Here is a 15,483-nt window from a genome sequence, read left to right on the forward strand (position 1 = left end):
GCCCTGTCCTCGTCAATTAGACCTGCATGTTGGAAACCGTGCGATAGGCTTCCAGCAAATGGTTGCGAACCTGTTTGACGGCCTCGAAGGCCACCTTCGACTTCTGACTGGCGATCATCACGTCGGTGAGCGCGATGTTCTCGCCGCGCACGAAGGCCGCCTGCTTGTCGCCGGAATCCTGCTGCAGCGCATTCACCGTGCCCAGGGCCTGCTTCATGGCGTCACCGAAATCGCTCTCAGCCGTGCGCTCGGCGGCTTTGGTCTGGCTGCCCGCCTGGGCGGCCAGCGCCCGCATCTCGGCCAGCGCCCGGTTGATCTGGAAATTGTTCATGGTGAAACCTCACGCAATGATCCTTGCGGAGGTGGAAGCAGGAATCGTGCCAGAACCCGGCGCCAAGGAACCGTCGGTGCCCTGGCGCGCCGCCCTCAGGCGGTCTCTTCCTGGCGTTGCAGGCCATATTTACGCAGCTTCTCCACCAGGGTGGTGCGGCGCAGGCTGAGCAGCTTGGCGGCCTGGGCCACCACACCACCGGCCTGGTCCAGGGCCTGGCGGATCAGGGTCACCTCCAGTTCGGCCAGGTACTGCTTGAGATCTATGCCCTCTTCGCGCCAATCGGGCTGCGGCAGGGCGGGCCCCCGCGCCGGGGCTGGATCAGGCGCCGCGGCGGGCTGCGCCGAGTGGCCCTGGGGCGCCGACGAGTCCGGCCGGCGGGGCGCTGGCCGGGCTTGCGCTTCTGCCCTGGGTGCCGGGTCGGGCTCGGCCTCCAGTTCCTCCACCGACACGCGGCCGAAGAGGATATCCGCCGGGCTCAGGCCATCGTCCTCCGCCGTGGCTCCGCCGGCGGGCGGCGAGGCTGGCGCCGGCGCCTCGGCGAGGGGCTCCTCGGCGAAGCTCAGCGCCGGCTCCGGCGACAGCTCGGCCTGCTCCAGCAGCTTGCTCGGCAGGTCATCCAGCTGCACCTCACCGTAGGGGCAGAGAATCGCCAGACGCTCCACCACGTTGCCCAATTCGCGCACATTTCCGGGCCAATGGTATTGACTCATCACCGACATGGCGGGCGCGCTGATGCGCAGCGAACCCCGGCCTTCATCCTCGATGCGGCGGATCAACTCTTCCACCAGCACGGGGATGTCACTGGCGCGCTGGCGCAGGGCCGGCAGATCCACGGGGAAGACGTTCAGGCGATAGAACAGGTCCTCGCGGAACTCGCCGCGGGCGATGTTCGATTCCAGATCCCGGTGGGTGGCGGCGATGATGCGCACATCGGCTTCAATGGACTTGTTGCTGCCTACCCGCTCGAAGACTCGTTCCTGGATCACCCGCAACAGTTTGACCTGCATGTGCAGACTCATGTCGCCGATTTCGTCCAGGAACAGCGTGCCGCCCTGGGCGAGCTCGAAGCGGCCCTGGCGGGCACTGATCGCCCCGGTGAAGGCACCCTTCTCGTGGCCGAAGAGTTCGGATTCCAGCAGATCGGCGGGAATGGCGCCGCAGTTGATGGGCACGAAGGGGCGGTTGCGCCGGTGGGATTGGGCGTGGACGTTGCGGGCCACCACTTCCTTGCCGGTGCCGGATTCCCCGAGAATCAGCACGTTGGCATCGGTGGGGGCCACCTGCGCCACCAGTTTCTTGACCCGCTGCATGGGACGGCTCTCGCCCACCAGGCGCGGTGCGGACACCCGCACGTTCTGGCCGCGCTCCCGCGCCTGGGCATTGTGGCTGAGCGCCTGCTTGAGCGCCGAGGAGAACTGCGCCTGCTTGAGCGGCAGATCCAGCGAACCGAGCACGTTCGCCCCCAGGCTCACCGCCTGGCGCCTGAGACCGTCGCCACCGATGACGAAGGCGGGCATCTCGGGGGCCGCCTCCCAGAGCCGGCCCAGGGCCTGGCGCCAGGCGCCGGACTCACCCTCCGCGACCACCAGTGCCAGGGCGCAACGACCACCTTCGCGCAGCACCGCGTCCAGATCGTCGGCGGGCGCGCAGCGGCTCACCTCATGCTCCAGAAACCGCACCACTGCTTCCACCTCGGCGGCGCGCCGCGGATTCTCATCGATCACCAGCACCTTGACCACGGACCACCCCTGAAAAACTTGTTGCTTATTGTCCGTTCCGTGGAACTCCCACCACTGACGCCAAACGGCGACAGGGCGGCTTGTCAAAAAAGTGACAGACCCGGCTCAAGGAGTCAACGATCTTTTGGCGGAAATAGAACGGGTTAACAAAACTCGGGGTGGGGAAAGCGCTGCCGCAGCGGCTCATGACCGCGAATCCCCCGGGAGAAGACGAAGGGCATTCGCGGCCATGAGCCGCCCTTCCTGGGGAAGCGGGTGCGTTTCAGCGGGAGAAGCGCTTGTAGACCGTCGCGGCCTGCTGGCCTTTCTGGGCTTGGGTGACAGCGCGGGCGGCCTGTTCGCGGCTGGCCTCGGTGAGCTGTATCAGTTCCTGGTCCAGGGTGAGGACGTCGCGCACGCAGTCGGCCACCACGGGGGCGGCCTCGGGGGGGACGGGGGTGGCGAAAAGATCACGCGCCAGCGCCTGCCGGCGCGTTTCCTTGAGCGCCAGATCGGCCCACTCGCCGGCCCGGGCGTGGGCCAGCATGGACTGGGTCAGCTCGAGCAGCTCACGGGCAAGCCGCTCGCGATCCTGTGGGGCCATGGCGTGTCACTCAGGCGCTGGACTGTCCCGCCGACAGGGGTGCGCTCTTCACGCCCCGGGCCTCGACGGGAATCTCGTCCCAGCCGGACTTGATTTCGCGCAGCAGCGAAATGACCTCGTCCAGGGGCTGGGCTGCGTTGCGGGCATTGGCCTCGCTGAGCCTATCCTGAATGTATTCGTACAGATCGTCCAGGTTGCCGGCCAGCTCGCCACCGGACTGCTTGTCCAGCCCCAGGCGCAGACCGTCGATGATGCGGTAGGCCTTGTCGATGGCCGTGAAGCGCTGCTCCACATCGTTATGGGCAATGAAGCCCTTGGCCTGCGCCACACGGCTCAGCGCGCCCTCGAACAGCATCTGCACGAGCTGATGCGGATCGGCATACTCGGCGCTGGCCTTGCCCACCTGCTGATACTGGTTGATGCCCTTGCCGTACATGATGGTCACCCCGGTTGCCCTGGTTCTGGAGGATAGACGATGAAGCTCGTCGTGTATGTGGAGGTTGTCGGCGGGGGGCGAGGAAACTTTAGGTTCATCGGGGGTTGGCGGGAAACCCGACAGGCTTCCCGATTGTGGTGACGGCGGGGCCTGCGAGCTTGGGGCGGACCCTCTTGGGGCGGGTGCGGCCGACGGCGGCCCACGATTTGGCACCGGGCTGCGCCCGGCGCTCCCCTGCGCTTCTCGCCGGAAGGGGGCGAGCAGCAAACTCGCTACGCTCAAACAAGCTGCTCGCTGATCCCCTTCCGGCTGCGATGCTCGGCTGCATCGACGGCCGCCGCCGGCCGTACCCGCCCCAGGGCCTTCACGCTCCGGTGGACGCTCCACCAGCCATTGGGAGCCGGGCCTTGGAAAAGGCAATCGCGGCAGAGGCATTCGCGGCCAGGCGCCGCCTTTACAGAGGATGGGCCTCAGCGAGCGGGGGCGCTCATTTCTTGTTGCTGCGATTGACGCCCGGCAGGTTCTCCAGCTGCTGGCTGAGATACGAACTGGTCTCGTTCATCTGCGCGATCAGCATCTCCATGGCGATGAACTGCGTCCGGTAGCGCTCTTCCATGGCGTTCAGGCGCTCATCCAGGCGGGCGCGCTCCTCGTTCAGGCTCTCGATGCGGTCTTCTATGCCGGAGGTGCGCGCTTCCAGGCCACCCTCGGCGCTCAGCAGGCGGTCGATGCTGCGGGTCAGGCGGTCCCCCACCCCGCGGTAGAACTCCACGAAGCCCCGGGCGCCGGTGCCGCCGCCTTCCACTTCGATGCTCAGCCCGGAAGCCGCGCCGCGACCGGTGAGGGTGCGGCCGTTGCCCTCGGCCAGCAGGCCGCCGATGCGCCCGGCCACATCCAGGCCCGCCTCCCCCGCGCCCTTGCCGAGCCCCAGGGTCGCGGCGGCGGTGCTGCCCACGCTGGTGAGCTCCACGGTGGAGGCGCTGCCGTAGCTGCCGGACTGAATGACGAAGGCGTCGTTCTCGAACTTCACGCTCACGCTGCGGCCCTGGCTCTGCATTTCCGAGAGCGCGTTGATCTGGCTCTGCAGCAGGCTGGCCAGCTCCTCGCCGGTGTAGTCACCTTCGGGCAGCTCGATGCTGCCGCGGGCGCTGTCGTCCACCCGCACGGCCAACCGTTTGTTGTCGGCGTCGATGGTGATGCTGCCGGCATAACCGGCAATGGCCTCGCCGGTGAAGGCGCCGCGGGTGGCTTCCCGGGTGATGTCGATACCGTAGCGCCCGGGCTGGGTCTCGGCGCCGCCGGAGACATAGCGGATCAGGCTGTCCTCCACCTGACCGGTGGCGGCGAAAAGCCCCGCCACCTCATCGAAGTTCGTGCTCAGGGCCGCATCCAGCTTCTCGGCGTCCAGCACCAGGCTGCCGGCGAGCTGACCGTCTTCGTCGCGCGCCCGCGTGGTGATGCCCACATCGGCCAGGGTCTGGTAGGCGGAATCACCGCCCAGGCCCGTCAGCCGAAGCGCCTCGCGCAGCTGGCCGCGCACCTCGCGCAACACCGGCTGCCCCTGGAGCACGCCGGCCACGTCATCCGCGGGGTCGTACTTGCCCAGCTCCTGGAGGATGGCGTTGAGGCCGTTGTAGGACTCCACGAAATCGCCGATGGCCTGGCGCGCGCCGCTCTTGTCTTCCTGCACCTTCAGCTGCACCGGCGAGCCGGGCTCGGCCTTGTGCAGGTTCAGGGTGACACCGTCGATGGCGCCGGTGATGGTGTTGCTGTCGCGGGTGATGAGCAGGCCGTTGACCAGGGCGCGGGCGTCCTGGCCGGCCAGGTTCTGGGTCATATTGGCGGCGTCGGCATTGAAGGCGAGGCGCGAGAGACCTTGCGCGTCCTCGTTGCCGCCGGGGTTGCTGCCGGCGTCAAAGTCCGCATCGCCTACGGTGATGCGCATGCTGTTCTCGACGCCAGGATCGGTGGAACTCAACACCAGGCGATAACCGCTACCGTCGTTGACGATGCTCGCCTGCACGCCCTGGTCCGCCTCGTTGATGGCATCGCGCAGGCCGGCCACGGTGTTGTTGCTCTCGTCCACCGTGAGGGTGAAGCTGCGCGGCTCTTCGGCGGCGGTGAAGCCGTTGTAGGTGTCGGTGTCAGCGTCGTAGTCGGTGGTGCCGAACTCGAAGGTGAGCGTGCCAAGGCCCACGGTGTCGGTGATGGAATCGAAGCCCACGCTGGCGATGCTCTGCGCCTGGGCCAGTTGTTCCACTTCCACGGAGTAATTGCCGCCCCGGGCAATGCGGCTGGCACTGGCGGTGACCAGGTCCTCGTTGCTGGAGCTGACGCTGCGGCCCTGGAAGGTGCCCGCCGAGCGCAGCGCGGCGATGGACTTGTTGAAGGTGGAAAGCTCGCTTTTCAGCGTGCCGTAGGCGGACAGCTCGGCCTGGTACTGGGTTTCCTTCACATCCAGGCGGCGTTCCACGGGGGCGCGCTCGGCCTGCATGATCTGCTCCAGCATGCCGTTGATGTCCAGCCCCGAGGCCAGCCCGCCTATGGTAATCCCTGCCATCTTGCACCTCCGCATTCACACCGCCACCGGTCATCGCTGGCCCGGTATCGGGCTCAAGCCTTGTCGGTGACGAAAAGACTCTCTTCTCCGCCGGTCAGCCTTTCGGCCACCGTCATCACTTCTTCGGGTGGAATCTGCCGGATCACCTCATCGGTCTCCGGGTTGAGCACCGTCACCACCACCCGCCCGGTGCTCTCGCTCACCGCGAACTTCAGGTTCCGGCTGGCCTCTTGCAGGTATTCGTTGATGCGGGTAACCACCTTCTCCAGCGGCTCGGGCGGCGCCATTTTGGGGGCGTCCGCCGCCGGCGGATTGACGGGCTTCGCATCCTCCCGATTGCTGGCCGTTTCCGTAGCAATTTTCGGGCCACCAGAAACGCCAACAGGGCGCTCAGCCGTTCTGGCTGCCGCCCTCAAAGCATCGCTTTGCACTCTTTCAACCATATTCACATCCCCCTTCAAGGAGATGCGAGGCGGCCCCTGGGGGCCGCCTCGCCCAAGCCCGGGCTATTAGCCCAGGAGGCTGAGCACCTGCTGAGGCAGGCTGTTGGCCTGGGCCAGCATGGCGGTGCCGGCCTGCTGCAGGATCTGCGCCTTGGTCAGCTGCGCGGTCTCCGCGGCGAAGTCCGTGTCCAGGATCCGGCTACGGGCGGCCGAGACGTTCTCGGAGGTCACCTGCAGGTTGGAGATCGTGGACTCGAACCGGCTCTGGGCCGCACCCAGGTCGGCGCGGATGCCATCCACCTGGGCAAGCGCCCCGTCGACGATGTCGATGGCGGCGTTGGCCCCATCCACCGAGGAGATGTTGATCTGCCGCACCGTCTCCTTGGCGGAGGCCTGCAGCTGGTCAGCTTCCCCGGCGAACAGGCCGCCAGACAGCGCCGCCACATCGGAGCTGATGCTGAAGTAACCGCCGGTGGACTTGTACTCCACTTCGCCGCCCACCACCGTGGAGTCGGTAGCGCCAGCGGTGTTGTCGTCGGTCAGCCGCACTGCGCTGCCCGTGGAGCCGGCCACGTTGACGGTCACCGGCGTATCGCTGGTGGTCGCGGAGCTGTTGAAGTCCGCGAGCTTGATGTCGTCGCCGTTGCCCTGCTCCAGGGTAATGGAGGCACCATCGTTGCTCAGCCGGGCGATCACGCCGGTGGAACCGGACTGGTCGTTGATGGCGTCGGCCAGGTTGCTCAGGTCGTCGGTGGTGACGTTGGCGGAGATGTCTTCACCGTTGAGGTTGAAGGACACCACACCGTCGGCGGAGAGGCCGGAGATGGTCGCTTCGGTGTTGGCGGTGGCGGACACACCGGTCTCGCCGGCCACCTTGTTCACCGCCGCGGCGATATCCCGGGCCGAGGCATTCACCTCGACTTCCACGCTCTTCACCGCGGAGGGGCCGGTGATCTCCAGATTCTGGGCGGCCACGCGGTTGCCCGCCGTGGTGTCGGTGCTGCCGTCCATGTAGGTGGTGGCGGCAACGCCGGCGGAGGCGATATCGAACAGGCCCGTGGCGCCCGTGACATCGGAGCTGATCGAAGCGCCGGCATCCAGCTCCACGTTGACCGTGCTCATTTTCACCGCAAATTCGGTGGTGGCGACGGTCTGCCCTTCCACCGAGATGCCGGTGGCCGCGGCGGAACCGTTCTGGTCGTACTCCACTTCGATGTTGCGACCGGTGGCGCCGCCATTTTCCGTGACCGAGAGAACGCTGGTGTCCTCATCCCAGGCCAAGGTCACCTCGCCGTTGCCGTCGCCGGTGACGGTCACGTTGCCGCCAGCGTCCTTCGCGACGGTGACGACTTCGGTGGCACCGCCATCGCGGGTCACGTTGACCAACGCGGACGTGTTGTTCGCCAGCTCGCCGATCGTCACGCTGAGATCGATGTCGACACTGTTGGCCTCAGCCGTGGCGCTGGCCACACCGGTGACGCCCGCCAGAACCGTTGCCAGCTCGGCTGCGGACTGATCGGAGGTGATATCCAGCGAGTCGGTGCTGCCGTCGGCGGCAGTGACGGTAATCGCCTGATCGGCCAGGCCGGCGGCTTCCGCCGCCGCCAGGTTCGCACCCTGCGTCGCGGTGCGCGTCTGCGAGGCGGCGATCGCACCGGTAGAGCTGCTGGCGGCGGTGATGCCGAACTCTGCGTTGTTGGTGGTGCTCTTGTTCACGCCCAGGGTGTCGGTGGTGGCGCTGTTGACGTTCACCGAGATGGTCTGGTTGGCGTCGGCGCCCACCTGGAAGCTCTGCGCGGTGAAGGAGCCGTCCAGCAGCTTCAGGCCGTTGAAGTTGGTGGTGTTGGCGATGCGGTCCAGCTCGGAAACCAGCTGGTTCACTTCCGACTGCAGGCTCTGGCGGTCGCCGGCGGAGTTGGTGGAGTTGGCCGACTGGATGGACAGCTCACGGATACGCTGGAGGATGTTGCCGCTTTCCTGCAGCGCGCCCTCGGCGGTCTGCGCCAGGGAGATGCCGTCGTTGGCGTTGCGCGCCGCCTGGTTCAGGCCCTTGATCTGGGCGGTGAAGCGGTTGCTGATGGCCAGCCCCGCCGCGTCATCCTTGGCGGAGTTGATCCGCACACCGGAGGACAGACGCTGCAGCGAGGTCTGAAGATCGCCCTGGGACTTGTTGAGGTTCCGCTGGGCGGTGAGCGAAGCAATGTTGGTATTGATGACCTGAGGCATGATTGCTCTCCTGACGTTGATTGGCGCTCATCTCTGCACCTTTGCGAAACCCTGCCGGTTTGGTCCGGGATTTCGCCCCTTGCACTCAGGTTAACGGCACCTGTGTGAGAAACTTTACACCTGGATTTTGTGAACTGGTTCACGTTTTGGAGATGTGGCTTGGGGCGGGCCTGGAGGTGGGATGGGATCGCGGCCAGGAGCCGCTCCTACAGTGCGCTCGCCTGGGTGTAGGAGCGGCTCATGGCCGCGAATCTTTAGGTTTTTCACGCTTTGGCTGGTCATCCGCGCAGCCCGGATGGAGCCGAAGGCGGGGATCCGGGATCTTGCTGCCACCAGTCATTGTTCAGGTCATCGTCGTCGACGGTAAGAGATCCTCGATTCCGCTTCGCTGCATCGCGGCTAAGCGGAGCCTGGCCTCTCACCCCCTTCCGGCGCGACGCGCGGGAGGGGACGCGGCCCTGAGCCGCCCCTACAGGGGCGCGCCCTGCCGGGATCTTGGCGCCACTTCGTTGCGAATCCGTTCCAGGCTCTGCTGGCGTGCAAGCCGCAACTCGTAATCCTTCTGCAGATTCAACCAGGTCTCGGCCTCGCCGCCGAAGTAGCACGCAAGGCGCAAGGCGGTGTCGGCGCTGATGGCACGCTGTTCGTTGACGATGGTGCTTATGCGGTTGGGCGGGACTTGCAGTGCACGGGCCAGGGCATTGGCGCTCAGACCCAGCGGAAGCATGTATTCCTCTCGCAGGATCTCGCCCGGATGTATGGGTGCGAGCAAGGCCGCTCCAGGGCTGGTCAGGTCCGAGAAATCCTGTCTCTCCAATTCTTCACGTTTAATGCTCATCTGCGTCTACCTCAGTGGTAATCCACTATCTCCACATCCCATGCATGACCGTCTTCGAAACGGAAGCACAGTCGCCATTGGCGGTTGATGCGAATGCTCCACTGCCCCTGCCGGTCAGCATGCAGGCTTTCCAGTCTGTTGCCGGGCGGGATCAACAGGTCTTCCACCACACGGGCCTGATCCAGCAGGAGAAGCTTGCGCCGGGCGGCCTTGCGCAGATCCGGCGGGAAACGCCTGACGGCTTCGTCCCGGAACAAGGCAGCGGTTTCGCGGTTGCGGAAGGAACGGATCATCGAGGGCGAAGACCGTTATGCGTTACGTACCGCATACGATACTTTGATTGCCACGAGAAACACAAGGTCGCGCCGAAACTGTAGGAGCGGCTTTTAGCCGCAATGTATTTCTCGGGGAAGGGAATCGCGGCTAAAAGCCGCTCCTACAGGTAATTGAACAGGGTCAGCCCCTGGATCTTCACGTAACTCTGCTGTGCGGCCTGCAGGCCGGTGAGCTGCAGGGTCATCTGGCTGACCGCCTCGGCGATGTCCAGATCCCGGGTTTCCGAGCGGCTGCGCTCCAGTTCCAGCACCGCCGCGCCGTTGGCGTCCCGCTCGCGCTCCAGGGCGCTCAGGCGACTGCCGTTCTCGGCGCGCACCTGCAGCAGGCGCTCCATGACCTGGTCCAGCTCGTTCAGGCCGCGGTTGCTGAGATTCTGAAAGGCCGCCTCGTTGCTGCCGGTGCCGCCGAATTCGAAGGCCTTCGCCAGGTCCTCCACCACCTTGAACAGGGATTTATCGTTGCTGGGCTCGATGGTGAAGCGATCACCGGGCGCGGGCTCACCCTCCAGGGTAAGGCTCAGCCCGTTCACCTCGATGCGCGCCCCCGCCTCATAAAGCGCGGGCGGGTCGGGCTGGAAGGCGCCGCCGTCGCGGCTGACGCTGTAGGTGGTATTGCCCTGCGCGTCCTCGCCCATCTGCACGGTGTAGCGGGAATCCCCCTCCACCCGCGCCTCGCCCAGGATGCCGGTGCCCGTGTTGCGCGCGGCGGGGGTGCTGATGGTGAAGCTGTCGGTGTCGATGGCATCGCGCACATCGAAGCTGTAGCCGTTGACCTCGATGGGGGTGCCGCTCACATAGGGCTGGGGGGCGCTGGTGTTGCCGCCGTAGGTGACGGTGTATTCCAGGGTGCCGGCGTTGTCCACCACATCGATCTGGTAGTCCCCCTCCCGGGAGGCGGCGTACTGCGGGTCGGTAACCGCCACACCGGCCACACGCGCCGTGGAGGCGGCGGCCAGGGTGGCGCTGGACGCGAAGCGCCCGGCATCGGCGGTGACGGTGTGGCCGTCGCCGGCGGCGATGCTCATGAACACTTCCTCGCCGCTGTGGTTGGAGGCCACCTGGCGCGACGGGCCCACCTGGATCATGCGCTGCTCGGCATCACCCTGGTAGCGCACGCCCTCGCCTACCCGCACGAAGGGGCGGTCCTTGCTGGCGGTGCCGGCGAACAGATACTCGCCGTTGCCATCGGAGCTGTTGGCCAATTCCACCAGGTGCCCCAGCAGCTCCCGGGTTTCCGAGGCGGCGAAGCCCCGGGTGGTGCCGTCCTGGCTGCCGTTCTTGGCCTGCACGGTAAGCTCCCGCAGCCGCTGCAGGGCATCGTTGACCGATTCCAGGGTCGCCTCTTCCATGCGCAGGCGGTGCTCGCCACGCTCCGCATTGGTGCTGTAGCGCTGGATGGTCTCGATCGACTTGGTCAGGTCCAGCGAGCGGGCCGCACCGGCCGGGTCGTCGGAGGGCGCGAGGATGCGCCGCCCGGTGGGCAGCTGCTCCTGGGTGCGCGCGAGCTTCGCCTGCTGCTGCAGGATGGTGAAGATGCTCTGCTGCTGGTACTGATTGGTGGAAACGCGCATGGCTGTTACCTCTGCACCGCCTGCAACAGGCTCTGGAAGGTGCTGTTGGCGACGGTGATGGTCTGGGCGGCGGCCTGGAAGTATTGCTGGAAGCGCATCAGATTGGCGGCCTCCTCTTCCAGATTGACGCCGGCATAGCTTTCACGCCGTTCGATGGCCTGGTTGAGCATGAGCTCCTGGGCATCACGCCCGGTCTGGGCCTTGAGGGTCTTGGTGCCCACTTCGCCCACCATGGCGCTGTAGTCCTGCTGCAAAGTGGCGGTGCCGTTGTCCATGAAGGCGCGCTCCTGGATCGCGCCCAGGGCGAGAATATTGCTGTTGTCGCCCGGCCCCGGGGGCTTGAGCGCGAAGCCGTCACCGGTCAGCGGCTGACCGCTCAGCTCGAAGCTGAGCCCGCCGGTGTCCGCCAGGGTGGGACCGGCCGGCGCCGGGTTGGCCGGCATGGGCTGGTAGCTGGTGTCGTCCACGGTGAGCGGCGCGCTGCCATCGTATTGGATGTAACCGTCCAGGCCCGCGCCGGACACCGCGTAGCCGGCCACCGGGGCGGCGGGCAGGGTGCCGCCGGGCCAGTCGGCGCCGTTGCCGTAGACATCGCGCAGGTCGGCGTAATACGAAAGCTCCACGGCCTCGTCCAGGGGCGTGGTGAGAGTCGGCATCTGGATAGCGGTGAGCGCGCCGGTGCCCTGGTTGTTGCCGTCTTCGGTGTTGGCGTTCTGCAGCGCCTGGCTGGGCACGGCGGCGGCCACGGCCAGTTCCGAAGCGCGGCTGATGTTCATGCCCATGCTGGCCGCGGCGGTGGCGGTGGGGCGGATCAGCCAGGAATCACCGTCCACCGCATCGCCGGTGGCGGTGCCCACATCGATCATGGCGCGGGTATCGATCGTCAGGCCCTGAAAGCTCACCAGCCCCGTGTCATTGGGCACGGCCGCGCTGGTGGAGTCATAGGCGGCGAAGGTCTCGCTCGCGCCGCTGCGCAGATTGCTCAATGTCCAGCTGGCCGCCCCCGCATCGAAGCGCAGCTGGTAGTCGTCGCCGGTGAGGCCGGCGGCGCTGAGCGCCACATCGGGGGCGGTGGTGCCGCCGTTGGGGGTGCCGCCGCCGCGGGCCAGCACCAGGGGCGAGACGGGCTCGAAGAAGTCGTCGCCGAAGGTGGGCACGCCGTCGGCGAAATGCACGCCTTGCCGGTGCTGGGCATTGACCGCCTCGCTCAGCCCCACCGCCAGCCGGCCGAGGTCGTTGCGCGCGGGGTCGAGCACCTGCTCGCGAAATTCCAGGATGCCGCCCAGGCTGCCGCCGGTGATCAGGTCGGTCACCTCCCGCGCGCCCTGAGCGCTTACCAGGGAGATCTCGGACTGATAGGCCTGGTATTCATTGCGGCTGACCTGGATCTCCCGGGCGGAGCTGGCGCTGACCAGCGCCTGGCCGCGGCCGATGAAGATGTTGTAGCGGCCGTCGTCCTGCTCGGTGACGCTGATATCGATCCGCTCGGCGAGCTGGCGCACCATCGCGTCTCGCTGGTCCAGAAGGTCATTGGGCGGCTGGCCGGTGCGCCCGCGCGCTTCCATGATCTCCTGGTTGAGGGTGGCGATGTCCTGGGCGAACTGGTTGACCTCTTCCACCTGCACGGAAAGCCGCCGCTCCACGTCGGCGCTGAGCTCGGCGAAGCGCTCGTCCATGAAGCGGAAACGGGTAGCCAGGCTCTCGCCCTCGTTCAGCACCAGCTGCCGGGCGGTGGGCGAGGTGGGATCGGCGGCGGCGTCCTGCACGGCGTTGAAGAAGGCCTGCATGGCCGGCTGCAGGCCGGCCGCCTCGTCGGCGAGCAGGTTGTCCACGGTGCCCGACAGCTCCGCCAGGGCGTCCAGCCGGGCGTGTTCCGTGGTGTTGCTGCGCAGGGATTGCTCGCGGCTCAGATCGAACAGCCGCGAGACGGTGTCCACGTCCACGCCGGTGCCGATGAAGCCGCTGCCCAGGGCCTCCGGGGTGCGGGTGCTGTATTCCACCCGCTGGCGGCTGTAGCCCTCGGTGTTGACGTTGGCGATATTGTGGGACGTGGTCGCCAGCGCCCGCTGGGCGGCGATCATCGCCGAAACACTGGTACCTAGCAGATTCGCCATGTTCTCTACCCCACCCTCTTATGCTCTATCGGCCCCGTGGCCGATAACTTGAACCCTGTTTCAATCGGCATCGGCCAGCAGCTCGCTGCCCATGATGCGCTTGATCTTCTCGGCATAGGCCGGGTCGGTGGCGTAGCCGGCCTGCTGCAGCCCCTCGGCGTAGGCCTCGGGCTGCTCGCCGAGCTGCAGCACCTGGGCATAGCGCGGGTGGCTGCGCAGGAAATCCGCATAGTCGGCGATGGAGTGCTCCACCGATTCGTAGGCCCGAAAGGCGGCCTGCTCGCGCCGGGCGATGCCGTCGCGGTATTCCAGCGTGGGCACCCGCACCGTGTCGCCGCTCCAGTCCCGGTGGGCCTTGATGCCGAACAGATTATGGCTGCTGCTGCCATCGGCCTTGCGGATCACGTGCTGGCCCCAGCCGGTCTCCAGCGCCGCCTGGGCTACCACCGCCTTCACCGGCAGCCCCACGCTTTGCGCCACCTGGCGGGCGGCGGGCAGCACCGCCTGGACGAACTCCCGGGCATTGCTCCACAAGGCTTTGCCGGCCGGTGCCGCCGACGGCGCTGCCGCGGCGCGCGGCGGCGCGGTGGCGGCCGGGCCTTGCCCCTCGGCTTGCGCCGCGATGCCGCCGTCGGCAAGCGGCGCGCCTGGCGTGGAAGCCGCCGCAGCGCGGGCGGCGCTCGGGCGCATGGCCGTGGGCTGGCGGGCATAGCCTTCCAGCGAGGTATTCAGGGCCGGCTTCGCGCTCTCCGCGTCCAAGCCGGCGTTCTGCAGCAATTGCCGCTCGATCTGCGCGGCCAGGCCCATGCCCCGGCCCTGGCCGATCTGCATGGCGATCTGCTGGTCGAACATGTCCCGGTACTGTTTGCCGCCCTGCCCCAGGCCGTCATCGCCGAAGCTCGCCGCGCGCATGCTCTTCAGCATGGTGCGCACGAACAGCCCCTCGAACTGCTTCGCCACCTCCCGCGCCGATTCCGGCGTGGGGTTCCGGGTATCCAGGCGCAGCTTGCTCAGGGCCTGGGTGTCGAAGATATTGGCCTGACCGGCGATGTAGCCACTCATGGCAGAAGCTCCCGGCGGGAAGATTCACCACAGGGGCACAGCGACGCACAGAGCTGGGAAGGTGATTTTCTTACCATCATGATCTTGCCTTTCCGCTGTGAAACCCTGTGTTCTCTGTGCCTCTGTGGTTAAACACGACCTCAGATGACGATCAGCTCGGCCTGCAGCGCGCCCGCGCGTTTCAGGGCCTCGAGGATGGCCACCAGATCCCCCGGCGCGGCGCCGACGCGGTTCACCGCATCGACGATCTCCTGCAGCTCGGTGCCGGGGCCGAACAGGAACATGGGGTTGGTCTCTTCCTCCACGGCGATGCCGGTGTCCGGGGTGACCACGGTGTCGCCGCCGGCGAACGGGTTCGGCTGATCGACGTTGAAGTCTTCGCTGATGGTCACGGTGAGGCTGCCGTGAGTGACGGCGGCGGCGCGCACCCGCACCTGGTTGCCGATGACCACGGTGCCGGTGCGGGCGTTGACGATAACCCTGGCCGGCGCCTCGCCGGGGGTGAACTCCAGGTTCTCCACGAAGGAGATGAAGCTCACCCGCTGATCGGTGTCCGCCGGGGACTGCACGGCCACCGACACCGCATCCAGCGCCCGGGCGCTGCCGGGGCCCAGGGTTTCGTTGATGACTTCGGCCATGCGCTTGGCGGTGGTGAAATCCGGGTTGTGCAGGTTGAGCACCAGCGGCCCACCCTGGTCGAAGGGGTTGTTCACCTCCCGCTCCACGGTGGCGCCGCTGGGGATGGTGCCGCTGGAGGGGGTGTTCACCGAGATGCGCGAACCGTCGGCGCCGGAGACCCCGAAGCCGGAGACCACCACGCCGCCCTGGGCGATGGCGTAGATCTGGCCGTCGGCACCTTTCAGCGGCGTCATCACCAGGGTGCCGCCGCGCAGGCTGTCGGCATTGGCCAGGGAGGAGACGTTCACGTCCAGCCCCTGGCCGGGTTTGGCGAAGGGCGGCAGATCGGCGGTCACCATCACGGCGGCCACGTTGTTGAGCTGCATATTGGTGTTCGGCGGCAGGGTCACGCCCTGGGCGGCGAGCATGCTGCGGATGGACTGCACGGTGAAGCGCGCCTGGCTGGTCTGGTCGCCGGTGCCGTCCAGGCCCACCACCAGGCCGTAGCCCACCAACTGGTTCTTGCGCACCCCGGCCACCGAGGCCAGGTCCTTGATGCGCTCGGCCTGGGCCAGGTTCAGCAGGGCCAGGGAGAGTGTGATGACCGCAAGCAGACGCTTCATG

Annotated in this window: 13 protein-coding genes; all 13 read right to left on the minus strand. The window is 67.0% G+C overall.

All coding sequences use genetic code 11. From position 1 onward, the window contains the following. Positions 1–16: 16 nt before the first annotated feature. Complete coding sequence (fliE, locus tag GBG68_RS04535; RefSeq protein WP_152145608.1) at positions 17–331, minus strand: flagellar hook-basal body complex protein FliE; 315 nt, start codon at positions 329–331, stop codon at positions 17–19. 95 nt (positions 332–426) lie between these two features. Then, a complete protein-coding gene (locus GBG68_RS04540; RefSeq protein ID WP_152145610.1) occupies positions 427–2,073 on the minus strand; it encodes a sigma-54 dependent transcriptional regulator in 1,647 nt (548 codons plus the stop codon). Between the two features lie 262 nt (positions 2,074–2,335). Then, positions 2,336–2,656 carry a flagellar protein FliT gene (locus GBG68_RS04545; RefSeq protein ID WP_152145612.1) on the minus strand — a complete coding sequence of 107 codons (321 nt, stop codon included), beginning with the start codon at positions 2,654–2,656 and terminating at the stop codon, positions 2,336–2,338. A gap of 10 nt (positions 2,657–2,666) precedes the next feature. Continuing rightward, positions 2,667–3,092: a flagellar export chaperone FliS gene (fliS, locus tag GBG68_RS04550; RefSeq protein WP_152145946.1), complete on the minus strand. Its 426-nt coding sequence runs from the start codon at positions 3,090–3,092 to the stop codon at positions 2,667–2,669. Between the two features lie 487 nt (positions 3,093–3,579). Further along, positions 3,580–5,652: a flagellar filament capping protein FliD gene (gene fliD / locus GBG68_RS04555; protein WP_193222220.1), complete on the minus strand. Its 2,073-nt coding sequence runs from the start codon at positions 5,650–5,652 to the stop codon at positions 3,580–3,582. Between the two features lie 53 nt (positions 5,653–5,705). Continuing rightward, a complete protein-coding gene (locus GBG68_RS04560; RefSeq protein WP_152145616.1) occupies positions 5,706–6,095 on the minus strand; it encodes a flagellar protein FlaG in 390 nt (129 codons plus the stop codon). Positions 6,096–6,161: 66 nt separating this feature from the next. Continuing rightward, positions 6,162–8,321 carry a flagellin gene (locus tag GBG68_RS04565; protein ID WP_152145618.1) on the minus strand — a complete coding sequence of 720 codons (2,160 nt, stop codon included), beginning with the start codon at positions 8,319–8,321 and terminating at the stop codon, positions 6,162–6,164. A 469-nt stretch (positions 8,322–8,790) separates the two neighbouring features. Continuing rightward, positions 8,791–9,114 (minus strand): HigA family addiction module antitoxin, encoded by a 324-nt coding sequence (locus GBG68_RS04570; RefSeq protein ID WP_226801671.1) that lies wholly within the window; start codon positions 9,112–9,114, stop codon positions 8,791–8,793. A gap of 56 nt (positions 9,115–9,170) precedes the next feature. Next, complete coding sequence (locus GBG68_RS04575; protein WP_152145622.1) at positions 9,171–9,452, minus strand: type II toxin-antitoxin system RelE/ParE family toxin; 282 nt, start codon at positions 9,450–9,452, stop codon at positions 9,171–9,173. Positions 9,453–9,595: 143 nt separating this feature from the next. Further along, positions 9,596–11,065: a flagellar hook-associated protein FlgL gene (flgL, locus tag GBG68_RS04580; RefSeq protein WP_152145624.1), complete on the minus strand. Its 1,470-nt coding sequence runs from the start codon at positions 11,063–11,065 to the stop codon at positions 9,596–9,598. Between the two features lie 5 nt (positions 11,066–11,070). Further along, on the minus strand, positions 11,071–13,179 hold the full coding sequence (gene flgK, locus GBG68_RS04585; RefSeq protein ID WP_152145626.1) for a flagellar hook-associated protein FlgK: 2,109 nt from the start codon (positions 13,177–13,179) through the stop codon (positions 11,071–11,073). Between the two features lie 60 nt (positions 13,180–13,239). Then, on the minus strand, positions 13,240–14,241 hold the full coding sequence (gene flgJ, locus GBG68_RS04590; protein ID WP_152145628.1) for a flagellar assembly peptidoglycan hydrolase FlgJ: 1,002 nt from the start codon (positions 14,239–14,241) through the stop codon (positions 13,240–13,242). A gap of 140 nt (positions 14,242–14,381) precedes the next feature. Next, a complete protein-coding gene (locus GBG68_RS04595) occupies positions 14,382–15,482 on the minus strand; it encodes a flagellar basal body P-ring protein FlgI (RefSeq protein ID WP_152145631.1) in 1,101 nt (366 codons plus the stop codon). Position 15,483: the final 1 nt, after the last annotated feature.

It is taken from the genome of Alkalilimnicola sp. S0819 (assembly GCF_009295635.1).
Lineage (GTDB): Bacteria > Pseudomonadota > Gammaproteobacteria > Nitrococcales > WHIW01 > S0819.

Bases quoted from the DNA above. Each gene is read 5' to 3' on its own strand.
- GBG68_RS04545 (WP_152145612.1), bottom strand. From the start codon at position 2,656: ATGGCCCCACAGGATCGCGAGCGGCTTGCCCGTGAGCTGCTCGAGCTG.
- flgJ (WP_152145628.1), bottom strand. From the start codon at position 14,241: ATGAGTGGCTACATCGCCGGTCAGGCCAATATCTTCGACACCCAGGCC.
- GBG68_RS04565 (WP_152145618.1), bottom strand. From the start codon at position 8,321: ATGCCTCAGGTCATCAATACCAACATTGCTTCGCTCACCGCCCAGCGG.
- fliS (WP_152145946.1), bottom strand. From the start codon at position 3,092: ATGTACGGCAAGGGCATCAACCAGTATCAGCAGGTGGGCAAGGCCAGC.
- GBG68_RS04560 (WP_152145616.1), bottom strand. From the start codon at position 6,095: ATGGTTGAAAGAGTGCAAAGCGATGCTTTGAGGGCGGCAGCCAGAACG.
- flgK (WP_152145626.1), bottom strand. From the start codon at position 13,179: ATGGCGAATCTGCTAGGTACCAGTGTTTCGGCGATGATCGCCGCCCAG.
- GBG68_RS04595 (WP_152145631.1), bottom strand. From the start codon at position 15,482: ATGAAGCGTCTGCTTGCGGTCATCACACTCTCCCTGGCCCTGCTGAAC.
- fliE (WP_152145608.1), bottom strand. From the start codon at position 331: ATGAACAATTTCCAGATCAACCGGGCGCTGGCCGAGATGCGGGCGCTG.
- flgL (WP_152145624.1), bottom strand. From the start codon at position 11,065: ATGCGCGTTTCCACCAATCAGTACCAGCAGCAGAGCATCTTCACCATC.
- GBG68_RS04575 (WP_152145622.1), bottom strand. From the start codon at position 9,452: ATGATCCGTTCCTTCCGCAACCGCGAAACCGCTGCCTTGTTCCGGGAC.
- fliD (WP_193222220.1), bottom strand. From the start codon at position 5,652: ATGGCAGGGATTACCATAGGCGGGCTGGCCTCGGGGCTGGACATCAAC.